This window comes from Streptomyces sp. NPDC023541 (assembly GCF_055559995.1).
Window position 1 is genome coordinate 82377 of record NZ_JBVHJO010000006.1, and the last position, 25210, is coordinate 107586.

General features: G+C 74.7%; 21 protein-coding genes. 14 read left to right on the forward strand and 7 right to left on the reverse strand.

The window, feature by feature from the left end; translation table 11 throughout:
* Positions 1-195 precede the first annotated feature (195 nt).
* Together ACZ3X1_RS16755 and ACZ3X1_RS16760 are read right to left on the reverse strand one after the other, a co-directional pair.
* Positions 196-1008 carry a TetR family transcriptional regulator gene (locus ACZ3X1_RS16755; RefSeq protein WP_356811159.1) on the reverse strand — a complete coding sequence of 271 codons (813 nt, stop codon included), beginning with the start codon at positions 1006-1008 and terminating at the stop codon, positions 196-198.
* Positions 1009-1171: 163 nt separating this feature from the next.
* On the reverse strand, positions 1172-2968 hold the full coding sequence (locus ACZ3X1_RS16760; RefSeq protein WP_467280093.1) for a 3-hydroxyacyl-CoA dehydrogenase family protein: 1797 nt from the start codon (positions 2966-2968) through the stop codon (positions 1172-1174).
* 399 nt (positions 2969-3367) lie between these two features.
* Here ACZ3X1_RS16760 and ACZ3X1_RS16765 point away from each other — a divergent pair, with 399 nt between their 5' ends.
* Positions 3368-3925, forward strand: a complete 558-nt coding sequence (locus tag ACZ3X1_RS16765; protein WP_467280095.1) for an adenylosuccinate lyase — start codon at positions 3368-3370, stop codon at positions 3923-3925.
* An 85-nt stretch (positions 3926-4010) separates the two neighbouring features.
* On the opposite strand, the gene ACZ3X1_RS16770 is transcribed toward ACZ3X1_RS16765, so the two are convergent.
* Both ACZ3X1_RS16770 and ACZ3X1_RS16775 read right to left on the reverse strand, forming a co-directional pair.
* Entirely contained in the window at positions 4011-5585 is a 1575-nt protein-coding gene (locus tag ACZ3X1_RS16770; RefSeq protein ID WP_467280096.1) for an alpha/beta hydrolase, read from the reverse strand.
* Between the two features lie 112 nt (positions 5586-5697).
* The gene (locus ACZ3X1_RS16775) at positions 5698-6729 is read right to left on the reverse strand and encodes an Rv2578c family radical SAM protein (RefSeq protein WP_390073848.1); all 1032 of its coding nucleotides are present in this window, start codon (positions 6727-6729) and stop codon (positions 5698-5700) included.
* A gap of 164 nt (positions 6730-6893) precedes the next feature.
* Between ACZ3X1_RS16775 and ACZ3X1_RS16780 the strand changes: the two genes are divergently transcribed.
* From ACZ3X1_RS16780 to ACZ3X1_RS16810, 7 genes are all read left to right on the forward strand, one after another.
* A complete protein-coding gene (locus ACZ3X1_RS16780; RefSeq protein ID WP_030962596.1) occupies positions 6894-7343 on the forward strand; it encodes an SRPBCC family protein in 450 nt (149 codons plus the stop codon).
* A gap of 420 nt (positions 7344-7763) precedes the next feature.
* Positions 7764-8600: a M55 family metallopeptidase gene (locus tag ACZ3X1_RS16785; RefSeq protein WP_356811164.1), complete on the forward strand. Its 837-nt coding sequence runs from the start codon at positions 7764-7766 to the stop codon at positions 8598-8600.
* Complete coding sequence (locus ACZ3X1_RS16790) at positions 8593-10002, forward strand: M20/M25/M40 family metallo-hydrolase (RefSeq protein WP_467280097.1); 1410 nt, start codon at positions 8593-8595, stop codon at positions 10000-10002. Before ACZ3X1_RS16785 ends, ACZ3X1_RS16790 begins: the two co-directional genes overlap by 8 nt.
* Before the next feature lie 13 nt (positions 10003-10015).
* Positions 10016-12013 carry a prolyl oligopeptidase family serine peptidase gene (locus ACZ3X1_RS16795; RefSeq protein ID WP_356811166.1) on the forward strand — a complete coding sequence of 666 codons (1998 nt, stop codon included), beginning with the start codon at positions 10016-10018 and terminating at the stop codon, positions 12011-12013.
* Positions 12014-12168: 155 nt separating this feature from the next.
* A complete protein-coding gene (locus tag ACZ3X1_RS16800; protein WP_356811167.1) occupies positions 12169-12726 on the forward strand; it encodes a GNAT family N-acetyltransferase in 558 nt (185 codons plus the stop codon).
* A gap of 68 nt (positions 12727-12794) precedes the next feature.
* Positions 12795-13694 carry an arginase family protein gene (locus ACZ3X1_RS16805; protein ID WP_356811168.1) on the forward strand — a complete coding sequence of 300 codons (900 nt, stop codon included), beginning with the start codon at positions 12795-12797 and terminating at the stop codon, positions 13692-13694.
* A gap of 64 nt (positions 13695-13758) precedes the next feature.
* Entirely contained in the window at positions 13759-15729 is a 1971-nt protein-coding gene (locus ACZ3X1_RS16810; RefSeq protein WP_467280098.1) for a DUF5107 domain-containing protein, read from the forward strand.
* 141 nt (positions 15730-15870) lie between these two features.
* Here the strand turns inward: ACZ3X1_RS16810 and ACZ3X1_RS16815 are convergent, their stop codons facing one another.
* Positions 15871-16713 carry a methyltransferase domain-containing protein gene (locus ACZ3X1_RS16815; RefSeq protein WP_467280099.1) on the reverse strand — a complete coding sequence of 281 codons (843 nt, stop codon included), beginning with the start codon at positions 16711-16713 and terminating at the stop codon, positions 15871-15873.
* 75 nt (positions 16714-16788) lie between these two features.
* Between ACZ3X1_RS16815 and ACZ3X1_RS16820 the strand changes: the two genes are divergently transcribed.
* The 4 genes from ACZ3X1_RS16820 to ACZ3X1_RS16835 all read left to right on the forward strand — a co-directional run bounded on the left by ACZ3X1_RS16820 (position 16789) and on the right by ACZ3X1_RS16835 (position 20703).
* Entirely contained in the window at positions 16789-17172 is a 384-nt protein-coding gene (locus ACZ3X1_RS16820) for a maleylpyruvate isomerase N-terminal domain-containing protein (RefSeq protein ID WP_467280311.1), read from the forward strand.
* Between the two features lie 59 nt (positions 17173-17231).
* The gene (locus ACZ3X1_RS16825) at positions 17232-18449 is read left to right on the forward strand and encodes an aminotransferase class I/II-fold pyridoxal phosphate-dependent enzyme (protein WP_467280101.1); all 1218 of its coding nucleotides are present in this window, start codon (positions 17232-17234) and stop codon (positions 18447-18449) included.
* Positions 18450-18509: 60 nt separating this feature from the next.
* Positions 18510-19664 carry an MBL fold metallo-hydrolase gene (locus ACZ3X1_RS16830; RefSeq protein WP_467280102.1) on the forward strand — a complete coding sequence of 385 codons (1155 nt, stop codon included), beginning with the start codon at positions 18510-18512 and terminating at the stop codon, positions 19662-19664.
* 265 nt (positions 19665-19929) lie between these two features.
* Complete coding sequence (locus ACZ3X1_RS16835; RefSeq protein ID WP_467280312.1) at positions 19930-20703, forward strand: NHL repeat-containing protein; 774 nt, start codon at positions 19930-19932, stop codon at positions 20701-20703.
* Between the two features lie 158 nt (positions 20704-20861).
* On the opposite strand, the gene ACZ3X1_RS16840 is transcribed toward ACZ3X1_RS16835, so the two are convergent.
* Together ACZ3X1_RS16840 and ACZ3X1_RS16845 are read right to left on the reverse strand one after the other, a co-directional pair.
* Positions 20862-21521, reverse strand: a complete 660-nt coding sequence (locus ACZ3X1_RS16840) for a DedA family protein (RefSeq protein ID WP_467280313.1) — start codon at positions 21519-21521, stop codon at positions 20862-20864.
* A gap of 11 nt (positions 21522-21532) precedes the next feature.
* Entirely contained in the window at positions 21533-22309 is a 777-nt protein-coding gene (locus tag ACZ3X1_RS16845; protein WP_356811192.1) for an MBL fold metallo-hydrolase, read from the reverse strand.
* A 140-nt stretch (positions 22310-22449) separates the two neighbouring features.
* Between ACZ3X1_RS16845 and ACZ3X1_RS16850 the strand changes: the two genes are divergently transcribed.
* Entirely contained in the window at positions 22450-22854 is a 405-nt protein-coding gene (locus ACZ3X1_RS16850) for a hypothetical protein (protein ID WP_356811173.1), read from the forward strand.
* 119 nt (positions 22855-22973) lie between these two features.
* Entirely contained in the window at positions 22974-25139 is a 2166-nt protein-coding gene (locus tag ACZ3X1_RS16855; RefSeq protein WP_467280103.1) for a phage holin family protein, read from the forward strand.
* The last annotated feature ends 71 nt before the right edge of the window (positions 25140-25210 follow it).

Here is a 25210-nt window from a genome sequence, read left to right on the forward strand (position 1 = left end):
GTGTCACCCGGCAAGGCACCGCGTGCCAAAACTTTCTCTCATTTGCCTATTGACCTGCGCAGATGAGCGATGATCGATCAGAGTTACCGCCGAGTAGGGGCAAGCTGGACAGGCGAGTAGGGCAAGCCGGACATACGTGAGCGGCCGCCCCCGAACCGGGGGCGGCCGCTGTGACGAGCATCGCTTCCTGTGGCGCTACCTCGGGCGCAGTGCCTCTTCGATGGTCCGCATGACCTCGTCCAGGGGCGCGTCGGTGCGGGCCACGGCCACCAGCACCTCGCCCTCGGTGCGGACGGCCGCCGGAGCGGACGGCGCGGGGCTCAGGGACCGGCCCGCGCCGATCCCCGTGCCGAAGGTCTTGCGGACGATCGAGAAGGCGTGGTCCAGCTGCGCCTCGACGTCACCCTGCCCGCCGGCCCGCAGCCAGCGCCGCAGCACGTGGTTGTGGGCCGTGACCACCGCAGAGGCCGCCACCTCGGCCAGCAGCGGATCGTCGTTGCCGTCGTGGTGGTCGGTCTCGTCGAAGTGCGCCAGCAGGTAGCGCGTGAAGAGCCGCTCGTACCGGGCCACGGAGGCGATCTCCCGCTCCCGCAGCGCCGGCACCTCGCGGGTGAGCCGGTAGCGCTCCACCGACACCGCGGGCGAGGCGGCGTACATCTTCATGACTTCCTTGATCCCGCGGCACACCGTGTCGAGCGGGTGCTCGTGCGCCGGGGCGACGTCGAGGACCGCCTCGGCGCGGATCAGGGTGTCGTCGTGGTCCGGGAAGATCGCCTCTTCCTTCGACCGGAAGTGCCGGAAGAAGGTCCGCCGCGCGACTCCGGCCGTCGCGGCGATCTCGTCGACCGTCGTCGCCTCGTACCCCTTGGTGGCGAACAGCTCCATGGCCGCGGTGGCGAGCTCGCGGCGCATCTTGAGCCGCTGGGCGGCAGCCCGGGTGCCGGCCGAGCTCTCCGGGGCGTCGGGGGCCGAGGAGGCGCGGGGCGGGGTCTTGGCGGGCTGGGACATAGAGCGAAAGTACTTCATTCGCGCTGGGGAGCGCGCCTGAGGGGGGTGGGAGAGGGGTGGATGCGGGGGAGAGCCCGCACTGGGCTCGGGAGGGTCAGTCCGCCGTGAGGGTCCGGCGGACCCGAGCAGCCCTCCCCACGCATCCGGCTCGTGGCCCGCTCGGTTACCGCCGGGCGTACTCACGGAATCCGCGGCCGGTCTTCCGGCCCAGGCAGCCCGCCGCCACCAGGTGCTCCAGCAGCGGGGACGGGGCCAGGCCCGGGTCGCGGAACTCCTTGTGGAGGACCTTCTCGATGGCCAGCGAGACGTCGAGGCCGACCACGTCGAGCAGCTCGAACGGTCCCATCGGGTAGCCGCCGCCCAGCTTCATCGCCGCGTCGATCTGGTCGAGGCTCGCGTAGTGCTCCTCGACCATCTTGATCGCGTTGTTGAGGTACGGGAACAGCAGCGCGTTCACGATGAAGCCGGCCCGGTCCCCGCAGTCCACGGGGTGCTTGCGCACCTTCACGCAGATCTCGCGGACCGTGGCGTGCACGTCGTCGGCCGTCAGGACGGTCCGGACCACCTCGACCAGCTTCATCGCCGGGGCCGGGTTGAAGAAGTGCATGCCGATCACGTCCTGCGGACGCGAGGTCACCCGCGCCACCGCGATCACCGGCAGCGAGGAGGTGGTGGTGGCCAGCACCGCACCCGGCTTGCAGACCTTGTCCAGCGCCGCGAACAGCTCCTGCTTGACCGCCAGGTCCTCGGCGACCGCCTCCACCGCCAGGTCCACCTCGGCGAAGGCCTCCAGCGACCCGGCCGGGGTGATCCGGCCCAGGGTCTCGTCCGCCGCCTCCTGCGTCAGCCTGCCCTTGGACACCGCACGGCCCAAGGACTTGCCGATGGCGGCCTTGGCGGCCTCCGCCTTCTCCTGGCTGCGCGCCGCCAGGACCACCTCGAACCCGGACTGGGCGAAGACCTGCGCGATGCCGCTCGCCATGGTGCCGGAGCCGGCCACGCCGACCGAGCTCACCGGGCGGCCCGCGCCCAGCAGGGACCCGTCCAGCGGGGTCTGCAGGTCGCGCACGATCACCGAGCTGCCGGGAGCCTCGTACGTGTAGAAGCCGCGCCCGGACTTCTGCCCGGCCAGCCCGGCCTCGGCCAGCTGCCCCAGGATCGGGGCCGGGGCGTGCAGCCGGTCCCCGGACGAGGCGTACATGGCCTCCAGGACCGTGCGGGCCGTGTCCACGCCGATCAGGTCGAGCAGCGCCAGCGGCCCCATGGGCAGGCCGCAGCCGAGCCGCATCGCCGCGTCGATGTCCTCGCGGGAGGCGTACTTCGCCTCGTACATGGCGGCGGCCTGGTTGAGGTAGCCGAAGAGCAGGCCGTCCGCGACGAAACCGGGCCGGTCGCCGACGGCAACGGGCTCCTTTCCGAGCTCGCGGGCCAGCTCCGTGACCGCCTCCACGGCCGTCGGGGCGGTCAGGACGCAGGAGACGACCTCGACCAGCTTCATCGCCGGGACCGGGTTGAAGAAGTGCAGGCCCAGCACGCGCTCGGGGCGCTGGGACTCGGCGGCGAGCCGCGTCACCGACAGGGCGTTGGTGCCCGTGGCCAGGATCGTGTCGGGCCGCACGACCGCGTCGAGCTCGCGGAAGACCTGCTGCTTGACCTCGTACGACTCCGGCACGACCTCGATGACGAGGTCGGCCTCGGCCGCGGCGGCCAGGTCGGAGAAGGTGCGGAAGCGGGCCAGGACGTCCGCGCGCTCCTGCTCGGTGAGGCGCTCCCGGGCGACGGAACGCGCCGTGGCCGCGGCGAGGGAGGCCGAGGCCCGGCGGGCGGCGGCCTCGCTGATGTCGATGCCGATGACCTCGCGGCCGGCCCGGGCGAGGACCTCGGCGATGCCGGTGCCCATCGTGCCGAGGCCGACGACGGCGATGGTCTGGAGGGTGGGCTGACTGGACTGACGGTCCATCGAGGGACTCCAGTGGAAGAGGGTGACGACTGAGGGAGCGCGCGGCGCACGGCGCGCGCGGATGCCGTACGGAGAGCCGTGCGGTGAGGAGCCCGGGGCAGGAGCGGCCCGGACGGGAACCCGGCGGGGAAGAGCCCCGGGGGCGGAAGCGGCACGACCCTGTCCCGGGGTCATACCGTGCATGCGAAGACGAACCGACCGGCACGAGGCGGCTGCGTCACCAGGCCGCCCTCGTACGTGTTGAAACGACAGTAACTCGCCGGTAACTCGTGCGCCAGAGCGCGGAGATGTGACCTGTACCGCCGAAATGTACCGATCATCGATCATCGATCAACCGGGGGTCGGCCAGCTCCGCGAATCCTGGCGCGGCGACGGCCCAGCACCCCTAGGGTGGGCCGGGTGAACGACGTGCTGGAGCGCCTGCGGGCGGAGGCGGGCGGGTCGCCCGAGTACGAGGTGCTGCTCGCGTCCGGCCCCGACGCGCTGGCGGCCTCCCTGGCCTCCGCCGGGCTGCCCCTGTGGGCCCGCGAGCTGGCCGCGTACCGGCTCGGCCTCGCCGGGGACCGGCGCGCCTTCGAGTCCCTCGTGCTGCTCCTCAACCACCGCGACCCGCCCCGCTGCGCGGCCGCCGCCGAGGCCCTGGCCGTCCTGGACGACCCGCGCACCGCCCGCGCCGCCGCGGCCCTCGCCACCAACGGGCTGCGCACGGCCTACGCCCTCCAGCCCGTCCGGCTGCTCACCGCCCTGCGCGCCCCCGAGTCCGTACCGGCCCTGCTCACCACCCTGTCGCGGCTGCTGTCCCCGAACGACCCCTACTGGCGGGTGGCCCTCGCCTGCGTCGAGGGCCTGGGCGCCCTCGCCGACCCCCGCGCCCGCGAACTCCTCATCCGAGCCCAGTCCCACCCCCGCCTGGCGGTGGCGGCGACGACCGCGCTGCGCACCCTGCCTCCCGGCTAGGCCGTCCCCTTACGGGGCGATCGCGCAGGCCTCCACCTCCAGCGGGGGCTCGGGACGGACCAGGGCCGCGCCCGCCCGGTGAGGATCAGCTGCGGAAGCCCAGCAGGCCGTGCAGGGCCGCGCCGCCCGCCGAGGGGGGTACGGCCCGGGTCGCCGCCGTCGGCTGCGGGGCCGCCTGCGCGGGGCAGGTGGCGTCCGCGGCCTGCCCGGTCCTCAGGTAGGCCGACACCTTCTCGTCCAAGCACTTGTTCCCGCTCAATGCGATGCCGTGGTTGCCGCCGCCCTCCTCGACCACCAGGGCCGAGCCCGACAGCTTCTCCCGCATGCTGACCGCCCCGTCGAAGGGGGTAGCCGCGTCGTCCGTCGCCTGCAGGAGCAGGGCGGGCGGCAGATCCGCGTTGGTCACGTCCGGCGCCCGCAGCGGCTCCGTCGGCCAGAACGCGCACGGCGCGTTGTACCAGGCGTTGTTCCAGGTCATGAACGGCGCCTTGGCGTGCGTGCGCCACATGTCCGCGCGCCACTCGTTCCAGTCCCGGGGCCAGGCCGAGTCCCGGCACTGGACCGCGGTGTAGACGCTGTAGCTGTTGCCCGCCGAGGGCTCCACCGCGCCGAACCGCTCGTACGCCGCCACCAGGGGCTTGGGGTCCTTCTTCACCGTGTACGCCGCGAAGGCCTCGGCGAGGCTGGGCCAGTAGCCGTTGTAGTAGCCGCCCGGCATGTAGGTGTCCTCCAGCTCCGCCGGGCCCACCTTGCCGCCGGCCGGGCTCCGGCGCAGCGCCTGCCGCATCGCGTACCAGCGGGTCTCGACCGCCGCCGGGTCGGTGCCGAGCCGGTAGGTGGCGTCGTGCTGCGCCACCCAGGCCAGGAACGCCTTGTGGCGGGCGTCGAAGGCGAGGTCCTGGGAGAGGTTGTCCTCGTACCAGACGCCGTTCGGGTCGACGACGGAGTCCAGCACGAGCCGGTGCACCCGGCCCGGGTGGAGCTTGGCGTACACGGCGCCCAGGTAGGTCCCGTAGGAGTAGCCGAAGTAGCTGATCCGCTCCGCGCCGAGGGCGGTGCGCAGCACCTCGATGTCGCGGGCCGCGGAGACGGTGCCGATGTGGGGCAGTACGTCCGCGTGCTTGGCGCCGCAGGACTCGGCGAAGGCCCGTACGCGCTCCAGGTTGGCCCGCTCGGTGGCCTCGTCCTGCGGTACGGAGTCGGGCCGCACGGGGGTGAAGTGCCCGGGCCCGCAGTCGAGGGCCGGCTCGCTCTTGCCGACCCCGCGGGGGTCGAAGCCGATCACGTCGTACTGCGCGGCGACGTCCTTGGGCAGGGCGGAGGCGACGAACCCCGCGAGTGCGCGTCCGCTGCCGCCCGGACCGCCGGGGTTGACGAGCAGGGGACCCTGGGAGGTCTTGGCGGTGTGGGGGACCCGGGTCAGCGCGAGCGTGATCGTCCGGTCTGCCGGCCGGTCGTGGTCGAGCGGCACCTTGAGGGACGCGCACTGGAGCGTCGGGTAGCGCGGGGTCGCGCAACCGGTCCAGCGCACCGCGGCCTGCGCGGCCGTCTCGGCCGGGGCGGGCGCGGCCGGGGCGGCCGTCACCGGACTCGCGAGGGCGGCGGCGACGGTGGAGATCGCCAGCAGGACGGCGGCGCGCTTCTTCAAGGGGTGGAGCATGGGGCCTCCCAGCCGAGTGTTCTGGGCGGAATCGTCCCGGAAACCACGCCTGGAAGACGGGATTGGAAGGGCCATTGGCCCGATGTGATGACCGTTCAGGGTGTTGTGGACGTCAAAGGAGGGTCAGCTGCGTCGCCCCGGCGGGCGCGGGCGCGTCCGGTCGTTCGGGGCCGGCGATCTTGCGGGCCGCGCCCCGCCGGGCGGGGCCGATGCCGAATTCGGCCGCGAGTTCGTGGACTTGGCGGGTGATCATCCGCTGGTACCAGGTGGGCGCGTACGCGCCGCCCGCGTACATGCGCTCGTACCGTTCGACCAGGTGCGGGTGGTGCTCGCCCAGCCAGGCGGTGAACCACTCGCGGGCCCCGGGCCGCAGATGGAGTACCAGGGGTGTCACGGAGGTGGCGCCGGACTCGGCCACGGCCCGGACGGTCGCCCGCAGCTGTGCGGGGGAGTCGCCGAGGAAGGGGATCACCGGGGCCATCAGCACCCCGCACTCGATCCCGGCGTCGGTCAGCGTCCGTACGGCGTTCAGCCGGGCGGCGGGGGAGGGCGTCCCGGGCTCCACGGTCCGCCACAGGGGCGCGTCGGTGAAGCCGACGGAGACGGAGATCCCGACCTCGGTGACCTCGGCGGCCTCGCGCAGGAGGGGGAGGTCGCGCAGGATCAGCGTGCCCTTGGTGAGGATCGAGAAGGGGTTGGCGCGGTCGCGCAGGGCCTCGATGATCCCCGGCATCAGCCGGTAGCGTCCCTCGGCCCGCTGGTAGCAGTCCACGTTGGTGCCCATGGCGATGTGCGCGCCGGTCCAGCGGGGCGCCGCCAGCTCGCGGCGCAGCAGTTCGGGGGCGTTGGTCTTGACGACGATCTGGGAGTCGAAGCCGACGCCGGTGTCGAGGTCGAGATAGCTGTGCGTCTTGCGGGCGAAGCAGTACACACAGGCGTGACTGCAGCCGCGGTAGGGGTTGACGGTCCATTCGAACGGCATGCGCGAGGCGCCGGGGACCCGGTTGACGATCGACCGGGCCCGGACCTCGTGGAAGGTGATCCCCCGGAACTCGGGGGTGTCGATCGTGCGGGTCACGACCGCGTCGGCCCCGAAGAGCGCGGCCGGCCCCGCGGGGCCCTCGGTCAGGTTCTCCCAGCGCATGGTGCGCCTCCCTCGGTAGCTCTGCCGAGAGAATAGAACAAACGTTCCCATGATCGTGCGGCTCCGGCACCCCGCAGGTCGGCGGCCGACCCGGATTTGGGCCACCGCCCCGGAGGTGGTTGGCTTCGCCGTGACGAGCGGACACAACTGCTGGAGGAACAGGTATGGCGCAGGTCGAGGCCACCACGGAGCGCATCATCGGGGCCGACGCGGAGACGGTCTTCGACACGCTGGCCGACTACAGCGGGACCCGGGGCAAGCTGCTGCCCGAGCACTTCAGCGAGTACGAGGTGCGCGAGGGCGGCGACGGCGAGGGCACCCTGGTGCACTGGAAGCTGCAGGCCACCAGCAAGCGCGTGCGCGACTGCCTGCTCGAGGTCACCGAGCCCACCGACGGGCAGCTCGTGGAGAAGGACCGCAACTCCTCCATGGTCACCACCTGGGTGGTCACCCCGGCCGGCGAGGGCAGGTCCAAGGCCGTCGTCACCACCGTCTGGGACGGCGCCGGCGGCATCGGCGGCTTCTTCGAGCGCACCTTCGCCCCCAAGGGCCTCGGCCGGATCTACGACACCCTGCTCGCCAACCTGGCCGCGGAGGTCGAAGGCAAGGCCTGAGCAAGGCCGTTGCCCGGGCCCGAGCGGGCCCGGGCCCGGTCCGGCCCCCTCACCGGTTCGGGTGGACTTCGCGCCCCGCCCCGCCCGCGTGCCGATCCGGCGGGCCTGCGGGACAAGCCCACAACGACCGCCTTGCAGGTGCCGCATCCGACGTCGCGCGCTGATCCGGCGGGGATCGCGGGACAGCCCCCAAGGACTGTCCCGCGATCCCCGCCGGGCGCGCGACGACGGCTACGGCACCTCGCTGCGTTGTCGGAACGCCCGGATACGCCCAGTATCCGGACGTCCCTCCGCCTTGCGATGCGCCGCATCCGACGCCGCGCGCTGATCCGGCGGGGATCGCGGGACAGCCCTTAGGGTGGGCGCAGTGCGTGCCGTCCGCGTCGCGCGCGACCGCGCTACCGACCGCACGGGGGCCCGATGAAGATCCTCATCTCCGCCGACATGGAAGGCGCCACCGGCGTCACCTGGCCCGCCGACGTGCTGCCCGGCACGCCCCAGTGGGAGCGCTGCCGCGCGATGTTCACCTCCGACGTCAACGCCGCCGTGCTCGGCTTCTACGACGGCGGCGCCGACCGGGTCGTCGTCAACGAGGCCCACTGGACCATGCGCAACCTGCTGCTGGAGCGCCTCGACGCCCGCGTGGAGATGCTCACCGGCCGCCACAAGTCCCTCTCCATGGTCGAGGGCGTCCAGCGCGGCGACGTCGACGGCATCGCCTTCGTCGGCTACCACACGGGCGCCGGCTCCGAAGGCGTGCTCGCCCACACCTACCTCGCCAACTCCATCACCGGGGTCTGGCTCAACGGGACCCGCGCGAGCGAGGGATTCCTCAACGCCCACGTCGTCGCCGAGTACGGAGTCCCGGTCATCCTGGTCACGGGCGACGACCTGACCTGCGTGGACGCCGCCGGATACGCCCCTGAGGCGGTGACCGTCGCGGTCAAGGACCACGTTTCGCGCTACGCCGCCGTCTGCCGGACCCCGGCCCGCACCGCCGCCGACATCCGGGCCGCGGCCAAGGAGGCCACCGCCCTCGCCGTCCGGCGCGACCCCGTGCCCGGCGGCGGCCCGTACACCGTGGAGTTGGAGTTCGACGCCGAACACCTGGCGATGTCCGCCACGGTGGTCCCGGGGGTCCGGCGCAGCGGGGAGCGCCGGGTCGCGTACACCAGCGAGACGATGTACGAGGGGATCCGCGCCTTCAAGGCGGTCACGACGGTCGTCTCGGCGGCCGTGGAGGAGCAGTATGGCTGACATGCGCGCAATCGACACCGAGGCTCCCGTCGACGCCCACGATGCCGGCGACACCGCGGACGGCGGCACCGCGGACGTCGGCACCGCGGTGGACGCGGTGGCCCTCGACGAAGCCGTCGGATTCACCTCGGACCTCATCAGGATCGACACCACCAACCGCGGCGGCGGCGACTGCCGCGAGCGGCCCGCCGCCGAATACGTCGCCGAACGGCTCGCCGCCGCCGGCCTGGAGCCGCTCCTGCTGGAGCGCACCCCGGGCCGCACCAACGTCGTCGCCCGGATCGCCGGCACCGACCCGTCCGCCGACGCCCTCCTCGTCCACGGCCACCTCGACGTGGTCCCCGCCGAAGCCGCCGACTGGAGCGTGGACCCCTTCTCCGGCGAGGTCCAGGGCGGTGTCGTCTGGGGCCGCGGAGCCGTCGACATGAAGAACATGGACGCGATGGTGCTGGCCGTCGTACGTGCCTGGGCGCGGGCGGGAGTCCGACCGCGCCGGGACATCGTCATCGCCTACACCGCCGACGAGGAGGACAGCGCCGTCGACGGCTCCGGCTTCCTCGCCGACCACCACCCGGAACTCTTCGAGGGATGCACGGAAGGCCTGAGCGAATCCGGCGCCTTCACCGTCCACACCGGCCGCGGCCGGGCCCTCTACCCGATCGCCGCCGGCGAACGCGGCACCGCCTGGCTCAAGTTGACCGCGCACGGCACCACCGGCCACGGCTCCAAGCCCAACAAGGCCAATGCCGTCAGCCGGCTCGCCGCCGCGGTCGCCCGGATCGGCGCGTACGAGTGGCCGGTCCGGCTCACCGACACCGTCACCGCCTGCATCACCGAACTCGCCGCCCTCCAGGGCCTGTCGGTCGACCCGCGGCGCCCCGGCTTCGACCTCGAATCGGTCCTCGGCAAGCTGGGCCCGGCCGCCGCCCTCGTCGAGGCGACCGTCCGCAACAGCGCCAACCCCACCATGTTCAGCGCCGGTTACAAGCTGAACGTGATCCCCGGCCAGGCCACCGCCTTCGTCGACGGCCGCATGCTGCCCGGTGGCGAGGCCGAGTTCATCGCCACCCTCGACGCGCTCACCGGCCCCGACGTCACCTGGCAGTTCCACCACCGGGAGGTCGCGCTCGAAGCGCCCGTGGACGGGCGGACGTACGCCGTGCTGCGCGAAGCCGTCGAGCGGTTCGACCCGGACGGGCACGTGGTGCCCTTCTGCATGGCGGGCGGCACCGACGCCAAGCAGTTCTCCCGGCTCGGCATCACCGGCTACGGCTACTCCCCGCTGAAGCTGCCACCCGGCTTCGACTACTGGTCCCTCTTCCACGGCGTGGACGAGCGGGTCCCCGTCGAGGCCCTCCACTTCGGCGTCCGCGTCCTCGACCGCGCGCTGCGCACCCTGTGAGCGGGGCCCGGTGATGTCCGCCACGCCGACCTGTCCGTACGGGAGCTGGCCCTCGCCCATCGACGCGGGCCTCGCCGCCTCGCTCGACGGACGTCCCGAGTACCTCGGCACGGTCGGCCCCGAAGTGTGGTGGACCGAGCCCCGGCCGCGGGAGGAGGGCCGCCGCGCCCTCGTACGCCGCCGGCCCGCCGGCACCGGCAGCGAGGTCAGCGAGCTGCCCGCCCCGTGGAACGTGCGCAGCCGGGTCACCGAGTACGGCGGCCTGCCCTGGGCGGGAGCCGAGCGGGAGACCGGCGGACCCCTGCTCGTCTTCGTCCACTTCGCCGACCAGCGGCTGTACGCGTACGAGCCGGACGCGCCCGGCGCCCCCGACCCTCGGCCCCTGACGCCCGTGTCCGCGACGGGCGGCGGGCTGCGCTGGGCCGACCCGGTCCTGCGCGGTGACGAAGTGTGGTGCGTGCTGGAGGAGTTCACCGGGCCCGCCCCGACCGATGTGCGCCGGGTCCTGGCCGCCGTACCGCTGGACGGCTCGGCGGCCGGGGACCGGACGGCCGTACGGGAGTTGGGCGACGACCGGCACCGCTTCACCACCGGCCCCAGGCTCTCCCCGGACGGCCGGCGGGCGGCCTGGCTGGTGTGGGACCACCCGCAGATGCCCTGGGACGGTACCGAGCTGCAGCTGGCCGAGGTCACCGCCGACGGGCGGCTCGACGGGGCCAGGACCGTCCTCGGCGGCCCCGACGAGTCCGTCGCCCAGGTCGATTGGACGGCCGGCGGAACCCTCCTCGCGGTCAGCGACCGCGGCGGCTGGTGGAACCCCTACCGGGTGGACCCGGACACGGGGTGGGCCGTCAACCTGTGCCCGCGGGAGGAGGAGTTCGGCGGAGCCCTGTGGAAGCCCGGGCTGCGCTGGCTCGCCCCGCTCCCCGACGGGCTCGTCGCCGTGCTGCACGGCCAGGGCTCCTCGGTGCTCGGCATCCTGGACCCGGAGAGCGGCGACCTGGTGGACGCGGCCGGTCCGTGGACGGCGTGGCAGCCGACGCTCGCCGTGCACGGCAGCCGGGTCTACGGGGTCGCCGCCAGCCCGCGCAGCGCCTACGAGGTGGTCGAGCTGGACACCGCCAGCGGGCACGCCAGGGTCGTCGGCGCGCAGGGTGCGGACCCGGTGGACCCGGCCTACTACCCTGAGCCGCAGAGCCGTACCTTCCTCGGCCCGGACAACCGGCAGATCCACGCGCACGTCTACCCGCCGCACCACCCGGCCTGCCGGGCCGCCGCCGACGAACTGCCCCCGTACGTGGTGTGGGCGCACGGCGGGCCCACCGACCACGTGCCGCCCGTACTCGACCTGCACATCGCCTACTTCACCTCGCGCGGGATCGGCGTGGTCGAGGTGAACTACGGCGGTTCCACCGGCTACGGCCGCGCCTACCGGGAGCGGCTGCGCGAACAGTGGGGCGTGGTGGACGTCGAGGACTGCGCCGCGGTGGCCCGGGCGCTGGCCGCCGAGGGCACCGCCGATCCCGCCCGGCTCGCCATCCGCGGCGGCAGCGCGGGCGGCTGGACGGCGGCGGCCTCACTGGCCGCGACCGACGTGTACGCCTGCGCGGCGATCATCTACCCCGTGCTGGACCTGCTCGGCTTCGCCGAGGAGACCCACGACCTGGAATCCCGCTACATCGACGGCCTGGCGGGGCCGCCGCAGACCCTCGCCGTCCTGTGCCGCGAACGCTCCCCGGTGGCCCGGGCGGACCGGATCACGGCGCCGTTCGTCCTGCTCCAGGGGCTGGACGACCCGGTCTGCCCGCCGGCGCAGGCGGAGCGGCTGCTGGCCGCGATGCGGGGCCGGCCGGTGCCGCACGCCTATCTGGCCTTCGAGGGCGAGGGCCACGGATTCCGCCGCGCGGACACCATGATCCGGGCGCTGGAGGCGGAACTGTCGCTGTACGCACAGGTCTTTGGGATCGAACGCACCGACGTGCCGAGGCTTGCGCTGGAAACGTCCTCGTGAACCGCGGCAGGACCAGAGGCCTGACGGTGGATCACCCGTCGGCGGCCGGCAGCCAGACGCGCAGCGGGCCGACGGCGGTGAAGCCGTGGCGAGATCGTGCCACGCCCCCTGATCGGCGTGACACCCCCTGAGGGTGTCACGCCTAGCCTTGCCCGATGACCATTTCGATGTACGTCCGGGAGGGTGGCCGTGTCGGCCTGCGGCCCTACCGGCTCGCCGACGGGCCCGAGTTCACCGCGCGGGTGCGCGAGAGCCGGGGCCTGCACCACCCGTGGCTGTTCCCGCCGGCCACCGTAGAGGAGTACGAGCCGTACGCGGCGCGGCTGACCGGGGGCGACCTCCGGACCGGGTTCCTCGTGTGCGAGCTCGGCACCGGCGCCCTGGCCGGATTCATCAACGTCAACAACATCGTGCGCGGCGCCTTCCAGTGCGGGGCCCTCGGCTACGGCGCCTTCGCGCACGCCGCCGGCCGCGGGCTCTTCCGCGAAGCCCTCGGCCTGGTCCTCGACCACGCCTTCGCCCCCGCCGGGGACGGCCTCGGCCTGCACCGGATGGAGGCCAACGTCCAGCCCGCCAACACGGCCTCGATCGCGCTGGTCCGCGGCGCCGGCTTCCGGCTGGAGGGACTGTCCCCCGACTTCCTGCACGTCGACGGCGACTGGCGCGACCACGAACGCTGGGCCGTCACGGCCGGGATGCGGCGCGTGCAATGACGCCGCCGGCGGGCCGGACGACCGACGACCGCCACCCGCCGCGGCGCCGGATCGCGCAGGATGAGGGGATGCGCACCCTCGTACTGCTCGATGCCCCGTCCAACCTGGGTCTGCGGCCACCCGCGCCCGGGACCGTCCCCGGCGTCTACAAACTCGCGGGCGCCCTGCGCGAACGGGGCCTGCTGAGCAGGCTCGGCGCGCGCGAGGGAGGTGTCGTGGTGCCGCCCCGCTACGACCGCGGGGACTGGACGGAGGGCGACGGCGTCTTCAACGCGGCGGCGCTCGCCGCGTACACCGTCACCCTCGCCGACCGCATCGAAGGCCACCTGCGGGCCGGGGAGTTCCCCGTCGTCCTCGGTGGGGACTGCTCCATCCAGCTCGGCGCCTCGCTCGCCATGCGCCGCACCGGCCGCTACGGTCTCGCAGCCGTCGACGGCTCCGCGGACTTCCGCCACCCCGGCAACACCGCCGTCAACGGGCCCGTCGGGGCCGCGGGCGGCGAGGAGCTGGCCCTGGCCACCGGCCGCGGACAGGCCTCCCTCAGCGACCTGGAGGGCCTGGCGCCGTACCTGCGGGACGAGGACGTACGGCTCTTCGGGCTGCGCGACGGGGATGCGGACCTCCTGGAGCTGGCGGAGGCCGGGATCTTCGCCGCGACCGTCGCAGAGATCCGCCGGCGGGGCGCCGCGGCCGTAGCGCGGTCGGCCCTGGAGGGGCTGCACCCGCCCGTCACCGACGGGTTCTGGGTCCACCTGGACGCCGACGTGCTCGACCCGGAGGTGATGCCCGCCGTGGACAGCCCGGATCCCGGGGGCCTGCGGCCGGAGGAGGTCGCCGAACTGCTGGCCGTCCTCGTGGGGTCACCGCGGTGCGTCGGGCTGAACGTCACCGTCTACGACCCGGACCTCGACCCGGACGGGCGTGCGGGTGCGCTGCTCGCAGATCTGGTGGCGGGGGCCTTTGCGTAATCCTGACCGGTGGTGATCCGCGGAACCCCTGTGCACCGGCCGCCATGGCGTGTTCCATTTCCTCATGGCCACCACCGTCCGACGCGCCGTACTGACCTTCCCCGCAGCCCAGTTGGGCTCCGACAACCCGCTGCCCGCCCTGCGCGCGCCCGACGGCGTGCACGACCTGGACGAGCGCTCCCGCGACGGCCTGCCGCGTGACATGGCCCGGCAGATCGGCTACGAGCCGCTGCGCTCCCTGCTGCCCGTACGGATCCGCGACGGGTACCGGCGGGAGCGCACGGAGCGGGAGTTCGAGGCCGTCGTCATCGAGAACGAGCACCTGCGGGCCACCGTGCTCCCGGGCCTGGGCGGGCGCGTCCATTCACTCGTCCACCTGCCGACCGGCCGCGAACTGCTCTACCGCAACCCGGTGTTCCAGCCCGCGAACTTCGCGCTGAACGGCGCCTGGTTCTCCGGCGGCATCGAGTGGAACACCGGCGCGACCGGCCACACCACACTCTCCTGCGCTCCTCTGCACGCCGCGCTGGTCCCGGCCCCGGACGGCGGCGTGATGGTCCGGCTGTGGGAGTGGGAGCGGCTGCGCGACCTGCCGTTCCAGGTGGACCTGTGGCTGCCGCAGGACTTGCCGTTCCTGTACGTCGGCGTCCGCGTCCGCAACCCGCACGAGCGGCCCGCCCCCGTGTACTGGTGGTCCAACACCGCTGTCCCCGAGGACCCGGGCAGCCGCGTCCTGGCCCCCGCCGACGAGGCCTGGCACTTCGGGTACGAGCGCTCGCTGCGCCGGATCCCCGTGCCGGAGTGGGAGGCCGCGGACCGCACGTACCCGCTGCGCAGCGAGTATCCGGCGGACTTCTTCTACGAGGTCCCGGACGGGGCCCGGCCCTGGATCGCCTCCCTGGACGCCGCCGGGCACGGCCTCGTGCAGACCTCCACCGGCCGGCTGCGCGGCCGCAAGCTGTTCGTGTGGGGCGCGGGCGGCGGCGGCCGGCGCTGGCAGGAGTGGCTGACCGAGCCGGGCACGGGCGGCTATGCGGAGATCCAGGCCGGGCTGGCCCGGACCCAGCTGGAGCACGTACGGCTGGAGGGCGGGGCGGAGTTCAGCTGGCTGGAGGCGTACGGGCCGCTGTCGGCGGAGCCGTCGGCGGTCCACGGCGCGGACTGGGCGGCGGCTTGCGGCGCCGCCGAGGACGCACTGGACGCCGTCCTGCCGCGCGAGCGCGTGGACGCGGCCTACGAGGCGTGGCGCGGCCGCGCCGACACCGAGCCGGGGGAGCGGCTGGCGGCCGGCTCGGGATGGGGCGCGCTGGAGGTGCTGTGCGCGGGCCACCGGCTGCCCGGTACGCCCTTCGAGGAGTCCACGCTGGGCGAGGAGCAGGAGCCCTGGCTGGAACTGTGGCGCACGGGCGTCCTGCCCGCCCCGCGCCGGGTGGTTCCGCCGGGCCCGAGCCTGGTCGCCGCGCACTGGCGGGACATGCTGGAGACGGCCCCCGCGGACCCGCTGACGGAGTACCACCTGGGTGTGGCGCAGTGGCATGCGGGGGACACCGCCCAGGCGGTGCGCAGTTGGGAGCGCGGGCTGGCGCTCGCCCCCTCGCAGTGGCCCCTGCTGCGGTGCCTGGCGGTGGCGGACGCGCTGGCGGGCGACGTGGCGCGGGCCGCCGACGGGTTCGCGGCGGCCTTCGAGGATTTGGCGGCGGAGAGCCGCGGGGGCGAGCCGTGGACGGCGGCGGAGTCGGCGCTCGGCCAGGAGGCGATGGCCGCGCTCCTGGCGGCGGGGCGTCTGGAGGAGGCCCGGTCCGTCTGGGACCGGCTCCGGCCGGCCCTGCGCGAACAGGGCCGCTTCCGGCTGCTGGCGGCCCGGCTGCTCGCGGCGGAGGGCCACGTACGGGCGGCCCGCCGGGTCTTCGAGGACGGTTTCGAACTCCCCGACCTGAGGGAGGGCGAGGAGACCCTGTCCGAACTCTGGTCGGCCCTCACCGACTGCCCCCTGCCGGCCCGCTACGACTTCCGCATGCGGCCGGCTACCTCTTGATCCCGTCGATGCAGAGCACAACCTGCTTCTCGGACCGGGAAACCGCCCCACATCGGCCGGTGACGGCCCCGTCTCACGAACCAGAACACCGCCGCCGCAGCCGTCCGCCCCGCCGGCGCCGTCCCGGTGGGACCGGGCGGGTCAGGCCCGGCAGAGGACTTCGGCGTTCAGGACCGAGAACCAGGCGTCCGGGGAGGCGCCCCACGTGTGCCAGGCGTTCGAGGCGGCCTCCAGTTCGGCGGCCGTCGCGTGGCCGCCGCGGACGGCGATGTCCGCGTACGCGGACGCCTTCGTGCGGTCGGCCCACAGGGCGGACCACCACGCCGTCTCCTCCGGGGTGGCGAAGCACCAGGCGCTGGCCGAGGAAGTCACGTCCGTGAAACCGGCCTGCCGGGCCCAGGCCCGCAGGTGGCGGCCCGCGTCGGGCTCCCCGCCGTTGGCGCGGGCCACCCGCCGGTACAGGTCCAGCCATGCGTCCAGTCCCGGCGTCGCCGGGTACCAGGTCATCGCCGCGTAGTCCGCGTCGCGCGCGGCGACGACGCCGCCCGGCCGGCACACCCGCCGCATCTCGCGCAGCGCCCGTACCGGGTCGCCGACGTGTTGCAGCACCTGGTGGGCGTGGACCACGTCGAAGGAGTCGTCCGGGAAGTCCAGGGCGTGCACGTCCGCGACGGCGAAGGACACGGCGTCGCCCAGGCCGCGCTCCTCCGCGTGGGCCCGTGCCTGCGCCAGGACGTCCTCGGCCGCGTCGACGGCGGTGACCCGGCCGCCCGGTGCGACCAGATCCGCCAGGTCCGCCGTGATCGTGCCCGGGCCGCAGCCGACGTCCAGCACCGCCATTCCGGGGCGCAGCTCGCCGATCAGGTAGGCGGCGGAGTTCTCGGCCGTGCGCCAGCGGTGCGAGCGCAGGACCGACTCGTGGTGGCCGTGCGTGTAGACGGCGGTCTCCTTGGCGGCGTGGGTGGCGGCGTTCGTGGCGTCCATGGCACTGCCCCTCCTCGTCGAAGCGTTGGCGCCACCGTAAGCGATCAGTTCGGCAGATGAGATATGCGTTTTGACATGTGGACATACCGCTTGTTTCGCAAGGGTGCTGGGCAGGTCGGAGCGCCTCTTCGACGAGCGGTGCGCGCCGTCAAGGGCGACCGGTGGGACGCGCCCACCCCGTGCACCGAATGGACCGTGCGGGACCTGGTCAACCACGTCACTGGGGAGCAGCTCTGGATTCCGCCGCTGATCGCCGGGGGCCGCACCCTGGAGGAACTCGGCGACGCCTTCCCCGGGGACGTTCCGGGTGACGACCCGGTCGCCGCGTGGGATGCGCGGCCGGCGGCGCGTACGCGCAGACCAGGCTGCTCGCGAGGGTGGTGCGCAAGGGCTGACCCCCGGCGGGTGACTGGCGTGCGGCGCCCGACAACGGGCATAGATGACCAAATAATCGTATAAAGGTCAGGGTCGGCGCAGTGCGGCGCGACGAACGCGGAAGGCGGACAGCGGTGGAGGGGATGCAGCGCACGGCGGCACAGGGCCGCGGCCCGGTCCGCTACGGCCCGCCCACGCCGCAGCCGGGCCTGCCCGTGCTCCCCGAACTCATCTCCGTCCTCGGCGCGGCCGCCGGGCGGTCCTCGCCCCAGCCCCCGGGCGGCGGGGCATCGCTGCACGAGGCCGCCTGCCGGTACTGGGGCCGGCGCGGACTGGCCGCCTCACCGGAGAACGTGGCAGCGGGCCCAGGCGCCCCGGCGCTGCTCCTGGCCCTCATCGGGGCGTACGGCGGCGACGTGATGCTGCCCCGGCCCTGCCCCGCCTGGTGGACCCCGCAGGTCCGGCTGCTCGGGCGGCGGGCCTACCACGTACCGACCCCCGCCGAGTGCGGAGGAGTGCCGGACCCCTACGCCCTGCTGGAGACCGTACGGCGGGTGCGCGCCGAGGGCGGCGACCCGCGGGTGCTGCTGCTGTCGGTCGCCGACGACCCGACCGCGACCGTGCCGCCGCCCGAGCTGGTGCACGAGGCGTGCGAGGCCGCCGAGACCGCCGGGCTGTTCGTCGTCAGCGACGAGAGCTGGCGCGACACCGTCCACCGGCCCCACGACGACCTCGTCCTCAGCCCCGCCGAGATGCTCCCCGAACGGGCGGCCGTCCTCGTCGACCTTTCCGGCTCGCTGCTGCCCGCCGGCTGGCCCGCCGCAGTGGTCCGCTTCCCCGCCACCCCGCAGGGGGCCCGGCTGCGCGCCGGCACCCTCGACGTCCTCACCGCCACCGGCGCGGTGGTCGCCGGGCCGGTCGCCGGCGCGGCGGCGCACGCCCTCCACGAACCCGAGGCCGTCGCCGCCCGCGCGTACGCGGCCGCCCGCCTGCACGGCCTGGTGGCCGCCGCCGCGCACCGCGAGATCCGCGCCGCGGGTGCCCTGGTCCGGCCCCCGCAGGCCGGGCGGCACCTCTACGCCGACCTCACCCCGCTGCGCGCCGGACTCGCCCGGCACGGGGTCGGCGACGCCCTGGAGCTGGAGGACTGGCTCGGCGGCCGGCTCGGCGCGCCCACCCCCGGCGGGCAGCGGTTCGCGGACGAACTGGGCGCACTGCGGGTGAGGTTGTCCACCGGCCCGCTGCTGGGCGCCACGCCCGAGGAGCGGCTGGCCGCCCTCACCGCCCGCGATCCGCTCGAACTACCGCACGTGCGGCGCTCCCTGGACCTCCTCGGATCGATCCTGGCCGGGCTGGCCTGACCCCGGGGCGGGCCGCCGGGCCCACACCGACCCCGCGACCAAGGTGGAAGGAGACTCTCGATGACGGACCGGACGGACGCCGCCCCCGCCCCGACCGCCCCCTCCGCGGGGCCCGCACGCCCGGCGGCCGCGCCGCGGGCCCCCCGCCCGTCCGCGCCGCGCCCCATCGGCGAACACCGCCGCTGGCCCCGCTCGTTCGCCGACCGGCTGACCACCCCGCTGCCCGGCGTCCGCGCCTTCGCCCGGCTGGCCCGCGAGGGCGCTTTCCGGCCCGGCCCCGAAGGGCTCCGCGGCATCCCGGACCTGCCGTACGAGCCGGGCCCGCTGCCCGCGACGGCCCCCGGCGCGGTGTCCGTCACCTGGGCCGGACACGCCAGCTGGGTGCTGCGGACCGGCGGACTGACGGTGCTGACCGACCCCGTCTGGTCCCGGCGGATCCTCGGCACCCCGGCCCGGATGACGCCCGTGGGGGTGCGCTGGGAGGACCTGCCGCCGGTGGACGCGGTCGTGATCAGCCACAACCACTACGACCACCTCGACGCCCCCACCATCAGGCGGCTGCCCCGGGACACCGCCCTCTTCGTTCCTGCGGGCCTCGCGGGCTGGTTCCGCCGCCGCGGCTTCACCCGGGTCACCGACCTCGACTGGTGGGAGTCGGCCGAACTGGGCGGCGTAGGCTTCGAGTTCGTGCCCGCCCACCACTGGTCGAAGCGGTCCCTGACCGACACCTGCCGGTCCCTGTGGGGCGGCTGGATCCTCACCGACACCCTGAGCCCGGTCCCGAGGAAGGTCTACTTCGCCGGGGACACCGGCTACGGCCGGTGGTTCCGCGAGATCGGCCGCCGCCACCCCGGCATCGACCTCGCGCTCCTGCCCGTCGGCGCCTACGCCCCGCGCTGGTGGCTCGGCGACGTGCACGCCGACCCCGAGGAAGCCGTCCAGGCCTGTCTCGACCTCGGAGCCCGGCGGATGGCCCCCATGCACTGGGCCGCCTTCGTGCTCTCCGCCGAACCGGTCATGGAGCCCCTGCACCGGACCCTGGCCGCCTGGTCGCGTGCGGGCCTTCCCCGGGAGGACCTCTGGGACCTCCCGGTCGGAGCCTCCCGCACCCTGCCCGATCCGGAGCCGGCCCAGGACCCCGGCCGCGGCCCCGCTCCGGAGCCCGACCCGGATCCGGCCTCCGGCGAGGAGGGTGCGGCGGGATCCGCCGGCTAGTTTCCGGCGTCGTCGTGCGAGTACTCCATGGCGATCAGCTCCGCGTTGGCGGTTCACGTGTCGTGCTGGGGGTGCACCGAGCAAGGCCCTGCGAACACAATCGCACCTGATGCCCAGCGCGCCGTGGCCCGCGGACGGCGCGCATTGGAGTGGCCGGGGCCCGTGCCGTGGCGTGGCTCCCGCACCCGCGGGCGAGCATTCCTAGGGTCGGCGGGGTACGGCACCGGGCCGACCGTCCAGATCAGGTGGGTGAGTCGTGGAACGCATGACGGCCGAGTCGCGAACGATCGGTCCCCCGGCCCCCGCGGGCCGCGCCGCCGCCCGCCGGTGGACCCGCCGGCTGGCCGCCGCCGTGGGGCTGCTGGTGCTGTGCGCGCTCCCCGTGGGGCCGGCGGGCGCCGCACAGCCGGGGGACGCGGGATCGCCCGCCGGTCCGCCGCTGTACGTGTCGGACTACGGCAACAACCGCGTGGTCGCCCTGCCCGCGGAGGGCGGCGACCAGACCACCGTGCCCTTCGACGGCCTCGTGCGGCCGACGGGCATGGCCTGGGACGCCGCGGGCCGGCTCTACGTCTCCGACTTCGTCAACGACCGGGTCGTGAAGGTGGCCGCGGACGGGAGCGGCCAGAGCACCGTGGCGACGACCGGACTCTCCCAGCCGACCGGGCTGGCCGTGAACGCCGCCGGTGACCTCTACATCGCGGACAGCGGCAACAACCGGGTCGTGAAGGTGCCCGCGGGCGGCGGCCCGCAGAGCGCGGTGCCCACCACCGGCCTGAACTCCCCGCTGGGCCTCGCGCTCGACGGGTCCGGCGGCCTGTACGTGGCCGACGGCTTCAACAACCGTGTCGTGCGGGTCCGGGAGAGCGGCGGCGGACAGGTCACCCTCGCCTTCACCGGCCTCAACACGCCGACGGGCCTCGCGTTCCCGCCGACCGCCGCCCGACCGGGGCACGGCCGCGCCCACCAGTGGGTGCCCGACGGATCAAAACCGGGCCCAACCCCGCCCGCCGGACCCGCCCCGAGGGCTGACCCGTAGTCCCCGGTGGAGCAGCGCACGGCGTCAGACGCGGTGCACCGCAAAGGCGGAGGGGCGTCCTCACACCGGACGTGTGCGGGCGTGTCCCGGCGTTCCGACAACGCGGCGAGGTGCCGTAGCTGTCGTCGTGCGCCCGCCGGGGGATGACGGGACAGCCCTCAGCTCGCGTCCTGCGGTCCCGGGCGCAGGCGGCGCCAGGCCGCAGGGCCGACGCTGATCAGCAGCGTCAGGCCGACCGCGAGCGCCACGCCCTTCCACGGCTCCGAGAACAGCGAACCGCCGAGGATGCCGATCAGGCAGTACGTGGCGGCCCAGGCCAGGCACGCGGGGCCGTCCCCGCGGGCGAACCGGCGCAGCGGCAGCTCCGCCAGCAGGCAGGCCAGCATCACCGGGATCCGGCCGGCCGGGACCAGGCGGGAGAGCACCAGCACCATGACCCCGTGCTCGGCCAGCTTGGTCTGTGCCTGCTCCAGCCGCTCGGGCGCGGCCCGGTCGCGCAAAGCCTCCAGCCACCGCGAGCCGCCCCGGGAGCGCACCCCGCGCTGCCCGAGCCAGTACAGCGCCAGGTCCCCGGTGAAGGCCGCCGACGCCGCCACCGCGAACACGAGCAACACCCCGTACGGCGGCAACTGGTGGTGGAACGCCACCACCGCGGCCGAACTCACCACCGCCCCGGTGGGAATCACCGGCACCAGCGCGCCCAGCGCCACCAGCACGAACAACGCCGGGTAGCCCACCGCCTGCTGGGTGGTCTCCGGCGGCACCCGGCCGGTCCCCGCGGCCGCCGAGGCCGCCGCGGCCACTGCCGCCGCCGTCAGGTCGTGGAGCGTCACGGCAACCGCACCCGCTCGCCGTGCGCCGGTACCCTTACGGCCACCTTCGGCGCCAGCCGCCGCGCGAGCCGCTCGAACTCCTCGCCCGGCGCGTGGAACTCGTGCGGCCGCACGGCGTCCATGCCCACCGGCCAGTACGTCCCGTAGTGGACCGGCACCGCCGCCGCCGGCGCCAGCTGCGCCAGCGCCCGCGCCGCCCGCCCGGCGTCCAGGTGCCCGGGCCCCAGGTACGGGCCCCAGCCGCCCACCGGCAGCAGGGCCACGTCCACCGGCCCCACTTCCTCGGCCATCGTGTCGAACAGCCCGGTGTCCCCGGCGAAGTAGGTCCGCGCCGCGCCCTGGACCACGTATCCGAGCGCCGGCGCGAGGTGCGGCCCGAACGGCAGCCGCCGACCGTCGTGCCGGGCACTGACCGCCCGGACCCCTACGCCCTCCCCGACGTCGGTCTCCTCGCCCGGCGCCGTCTCCGTCACCGCCAACCCGCGCCGCCCCGCGAGCCGGGCCAGTCCCGGGACCGCCCGCCGCGCCCCGCGGGGCACCAGGAGCCGGGTCCCGGGTGCGAGCCGACCCAGCGACGGCAGGTGCAGATGGTCCGCGTGCAGGTGCGACACCAGCACCACGTCCGCCACCGCCGCCTCGGGCGGCGGGAGCGCCCCGCGGCGCCGCCGCAGGTGCGCGAGCCGCCGCGTGAACAGCGGGTCCGTCAGCAGCCGCACCCCGGAATCCTCGACGGTGCACGCCGCATGGCCCCACCAGGTGATCTCCACCGGCACCAGGCCCTCCCTCCCTCGCCGTCCCATCAGCTCGGACTGTTCCACCCATCATGCCGGGCCGGAGGCTCCCGCCACCGCTTCGGAACCGGAAGCCCGCATCCCCTCCTCCCGGGCGGCGGATCGGAGTAGGGTCCGGCGGCATGGAAGAGTTGCGCGTGGCCGCGATCGCCAGCCTGGCCCCGCTCGAAGACCTGGACGCCGACCCCTTCGCCGTGGACACCCGCGGCCAGTACGCCGTGTGCGCGCGCTGGGCGGCCGACCGCGGCTACGTCGTGACCAAGCAGCTGCTCGTCTACGGGCTCCGCGCGGACCACTGCGGATTCTGGTCCGACATCCACGCCGCGCGGGTCGATCTCTTCGTCGCCGCCAACCGGCGGGTGCTGGCCCGCGCCCTGAGCTGCGTCGAGGAGTTCACCGCCGAGTGCGAGCGGCGCGGCGTACGCCTGGAGACCGCCGGGGACGAAGAGCCCCGCTACACCTCCGAGATGAAGGCCGAGGTGCACCGGCGGCTGTCCATGCCCACCGCCGGCTACGACGGCACCTGACCGCCGCCCCACCGCTCACGCCCGTTCACGCCCGCCCCGTATCCGGCCCGTCCCGTCGCCCGGCCGGGCCGCCGCCGCTGTGCGAGCCTGGAGGCGGAGACGACCCAGGGGGTGGCGCGGTGCGGCGACGAAGGTGGCGGACCACGGGCAACGCCCTGGTGCGGGTGCTCCTCGTCTGGGCGGTGTCGACCCTCACGATGCTGGCCCTGGCCGGGATCCTGCCGGACTTCCGGCTCCAGTCCGACGACGGCGACAGCATCACGCAGATCGGCCTCACCGCGGCCTGGGGCGCCGGCGCCTTCGGCCTGCTGGGCGCCCTGGTCTGGCCCGTGGTCGTGCGGGCCCTGCTGCTCGTGCCGGCCCTCGTGCTCGGGCTGCTCGTCTTCTTCCTGAACGGCTCGCTCCTGCTGATCGCGCTCAGGCTCATCCCCGACGGGCGGGGCGAGGCGGCCCCCGAGACCGCGGTCGTCGTGGCCGCCGTGATGTCCGCGGTGGCTTCGGCGGCCTCCACCGCGCTCGCGGTGCGCGACGACGAGGCGTACCGGCGCCGGCTCTACCGGCTCGCCGACCGCCGCCGCCGGCGACAGGGCCGCGGGGCCGCGCCCCGGGCCGGGGCGCCCGCGCCGGGGCTGGTGGTCGTCCAACTCGACGGGGTCGGGTACGAGGTGCTGCGCGAGGCCTGCAACAGCGCGCTGATGCCCACCGTCGCCGGCTGGCTTGAGCACGGCCACCGGGTCACGCCCTGGCGCACGGACTGGTCCAGCCAGACCGGCGCCAGCCAGCTCGGCATCCTGCACGGCTCCACCTTCGACGTGCCCGCCTTCCGCTGGTACGAGAAGGAGACCGGCGAGGTGGTGGTCTGCAACCGGCCCACCAGCGCCGCGGAACTCCAGCGCCGGGCCGTCGAACGCACCGGGGACGGCGGACTGCTCACCCTCGACGGGGCCAGCCGCGGCAACCTCTTCAGCGGCGGCGCGGACCAGCTGGCGCTCGTGCTCTCGGTGTCGGCGCGGCGGGGCCGGGCCAACCGGTCCCGCGCCGGATACTTCGCGTACTTCTCCGATCCGGCCAACGCCGTCCGCACCGCCCTGTCCTTCGTCTCCGACGCGGCCCGGGAGATCGTCCAGTCCCTGCGGGCGCGGATCCGCGGCGACCGGCCGCGGGTGTCGCGCGGCGGGCTCTACCCGCTGATCCGGGCCTTCGCGACCGTGGTCGAACGGGACGTGGTCGTGGCGGCGGTGATCGGCGACATGCTCGCCGGGCGCACCGTGGTCTACGCCGACCTCGTCGCCTACGACGAGGTCGCGCACCACTCGGGCCCGCGCGGCCGGGACACCGACCAGGTGCTGGAACGCCTCGACCGCAGCCTCGCGCTGATCGCCCGGGTCGCCGAGCACGCGCCCCGCCCGTACCGGATCGTGCTGCTGTCCGACCACGGCCAGAGCCCGGGGGAGACCTTCCTGGCGCGGTACGGGCTGAGCCTCAAGGACCTGGTGCGTGCCGGCTGCGGACTGCCCGTCTCCCGCAGGGCCGGCCGCACCCACAGCGGGGCCGAGGCCCGCGCCGCGGTCCTCGCGGCGCTCCACCGGCCGGTGGAGGAGGACGAGGAGGCCCACCCCGGGCCGGGCTCCGACCCGGTGGTGCTGGCCTCGGGCAACCTCGCCCTGATCTCCTTCCCCGACGTCCCCGGCCGGGCCTCGCGGGCCCGTATCGAGCGCGCGCACCCCGCGCTGCTGGCCACCCTGGCGAACCACCCCGGTGTGGGCTTCCTGCTGGTGGACGGGGTGGTGCTGGGACCGGACGGGGCGCAGGCCCGGCTGGACGTGCCCGGCGAGGCGGAGGAGCTCCTCGCCGCCTTCGGCCCCGGCGCGGCAGAGGCCGTACGCCGGACCGACGCCTTCCCGCACGTGGCCGACATCATGGTGAATTCGGCGTACGACCCGGACACGGGCGCGGTGCACGCCTTCGAGGAGCAGATCGGCTCGCACGGCGGCCTGGGCGGGGAGCAGGGGCGCCCCTTCCTGATGTGGCCCGCGGAGCTGTCGGACCCCGGCGCGGAGCTGGTCGGCGCGGAGTCGGTGCACGGCGTACTGCGGCGCTGGCTCTGGGAGGCGGACGGCCCACAGGTACCGGTGGCGGCGCCGACGGGCCGATGGGCGCAGGAGAGCGTCCGGGCGGTCGGCGAGCGGCCTGTGCGAGCGGTGCCGCAGAATTCACCGCCGGACGGCCACCTCGGCGGAATCCTTCCTTCCGAAGGGTCGCCCGCGCGGGACGAAACCCGCTGATTTGGTACGACCCGCACGGTGGCCGACCATGTGTCGACCCGCCCACCATGTGAGACGACCCGAGGCGCACC

Coding starts and splice junctions, on each gene's coding strand:
- ACZ3X1_RS16755 (WP_356811159.1), bottom strand. CDS start 1,008: ATGTCCCAGCCCGCCAAGACCCCGCCCCGCGCCTCCTCGGCCCCCGAC.
- ACZ3X1_RS16760 (WP_467280093.1), bottom strand. CDS start 2,968: ATGGACCGTCAGTCCAGTCAGCCCACCCTCCAGACCATCGCCGTCGTC.
- ACZ3X1_RS16770 (WP_467280096.1), bottom strand. CDS start 5,585: ATGCTCCACCCCTTGAAGAAGCGCGCCGCCGTCCTGCTGGCGATCTCC.
- ACZ3X1_RS16775 (WP_390073848.1), bottom strand. CDS start 6,729: ATGCGCTGGGAGAACCTGACCGAGGGCCCCGCGGGGCCGGCCGCGCTC.
- ACZ3X1_RS16780 (WP_030962596.1), top strand. CDS start 6,894: ATGGCGCAGGTCGAGGCCACCACGGAGCGCATCATCGGGGCCGACGCG.
- ACZ3X1_RS16785 (WP_356811164.1), top strand. CDS start 7,764: ATGAAGATCCTCATCTCCGCCGACATGGAAGGCGCCACCGGCGTCACC.
- ACZ3X1_RS16790 (WP_467280097.1), top strand. CDS start 8,593: ATGGCTGACATGCGCGCAATCGACACCGAGGCTCCCGTCGACGCCCAC.
- ACZ3X1_RS16795 (WP_356811166.1), top strand. CDS start 10,016: ATGTCCGCCACGCCGACCTGTCCGTACGGGAGCTGGCCCTCGCCCATC.
- ACZ3X1_RS16800 (WP_356811167.1), top strand. CDS start 12,169: ATGACCATTTCGATGTACGTCCGGGAGGGTGGCCGTGTCGGCCTGCGG.
- ACZ3X1_RS16805 (WP_356811168.1), top strand. CDS start 12,795: ATGCGCACCCTCGTACTGCTCGATGCCCCGTCCAACCTGGGTCTGCGG.
- ACZ3X1_RS16810 (WP_467280098.1), top strand. CDS start 13,759: ATGGCCACCACCGTCCGACGCGCCGTACTGACCTTCCCCGCAGCCCAG.
- ACZ3X1_RS16815 (WP_467280099.1), bottom strand. CDS start 16,713: ATGGACGCCACGAACGCCGCCACCCACGCCGCCAAGGAGACCGCCGTC.
- ACZ3X1_RS16820 (WP_467280311.1), top strand. CDS start 16,789: ATGTGGACATACCGCTTGTTTCGCAAGGGTGCTGGGCAGGTCGGAGCG.
- ACZ3X1_RS16825 (WP_467280101.1), top strand. CDS start 17,232: ATGCAGCGCACGGCGGCACAGGGCCGCGGCCCGGTCCGCTACGGCCCG.
- ACZ3X1_RS16830 (WP_467280102.1), top strand. CDS start 18,510: ATGACGGACCGGACGGACGCCGCCCCCGCCCCGACCGCCCCCTCCGCG.
- ACZ3X1_RS16835 (WP_467280312.1), top strand. CDS start 19,930: ATGACGGCCGAGTCGCGAACGATCGGTCCCCCGGCCCCCGCGGGCCGC.
- ACZ3X1_RS16850 (WP_356811173.1), top strand. CDS start 22,450: ATGGAAGAGTTGCGCGTGGCCGCGATCGCCAGCCTGGCCCCGCTCGAA.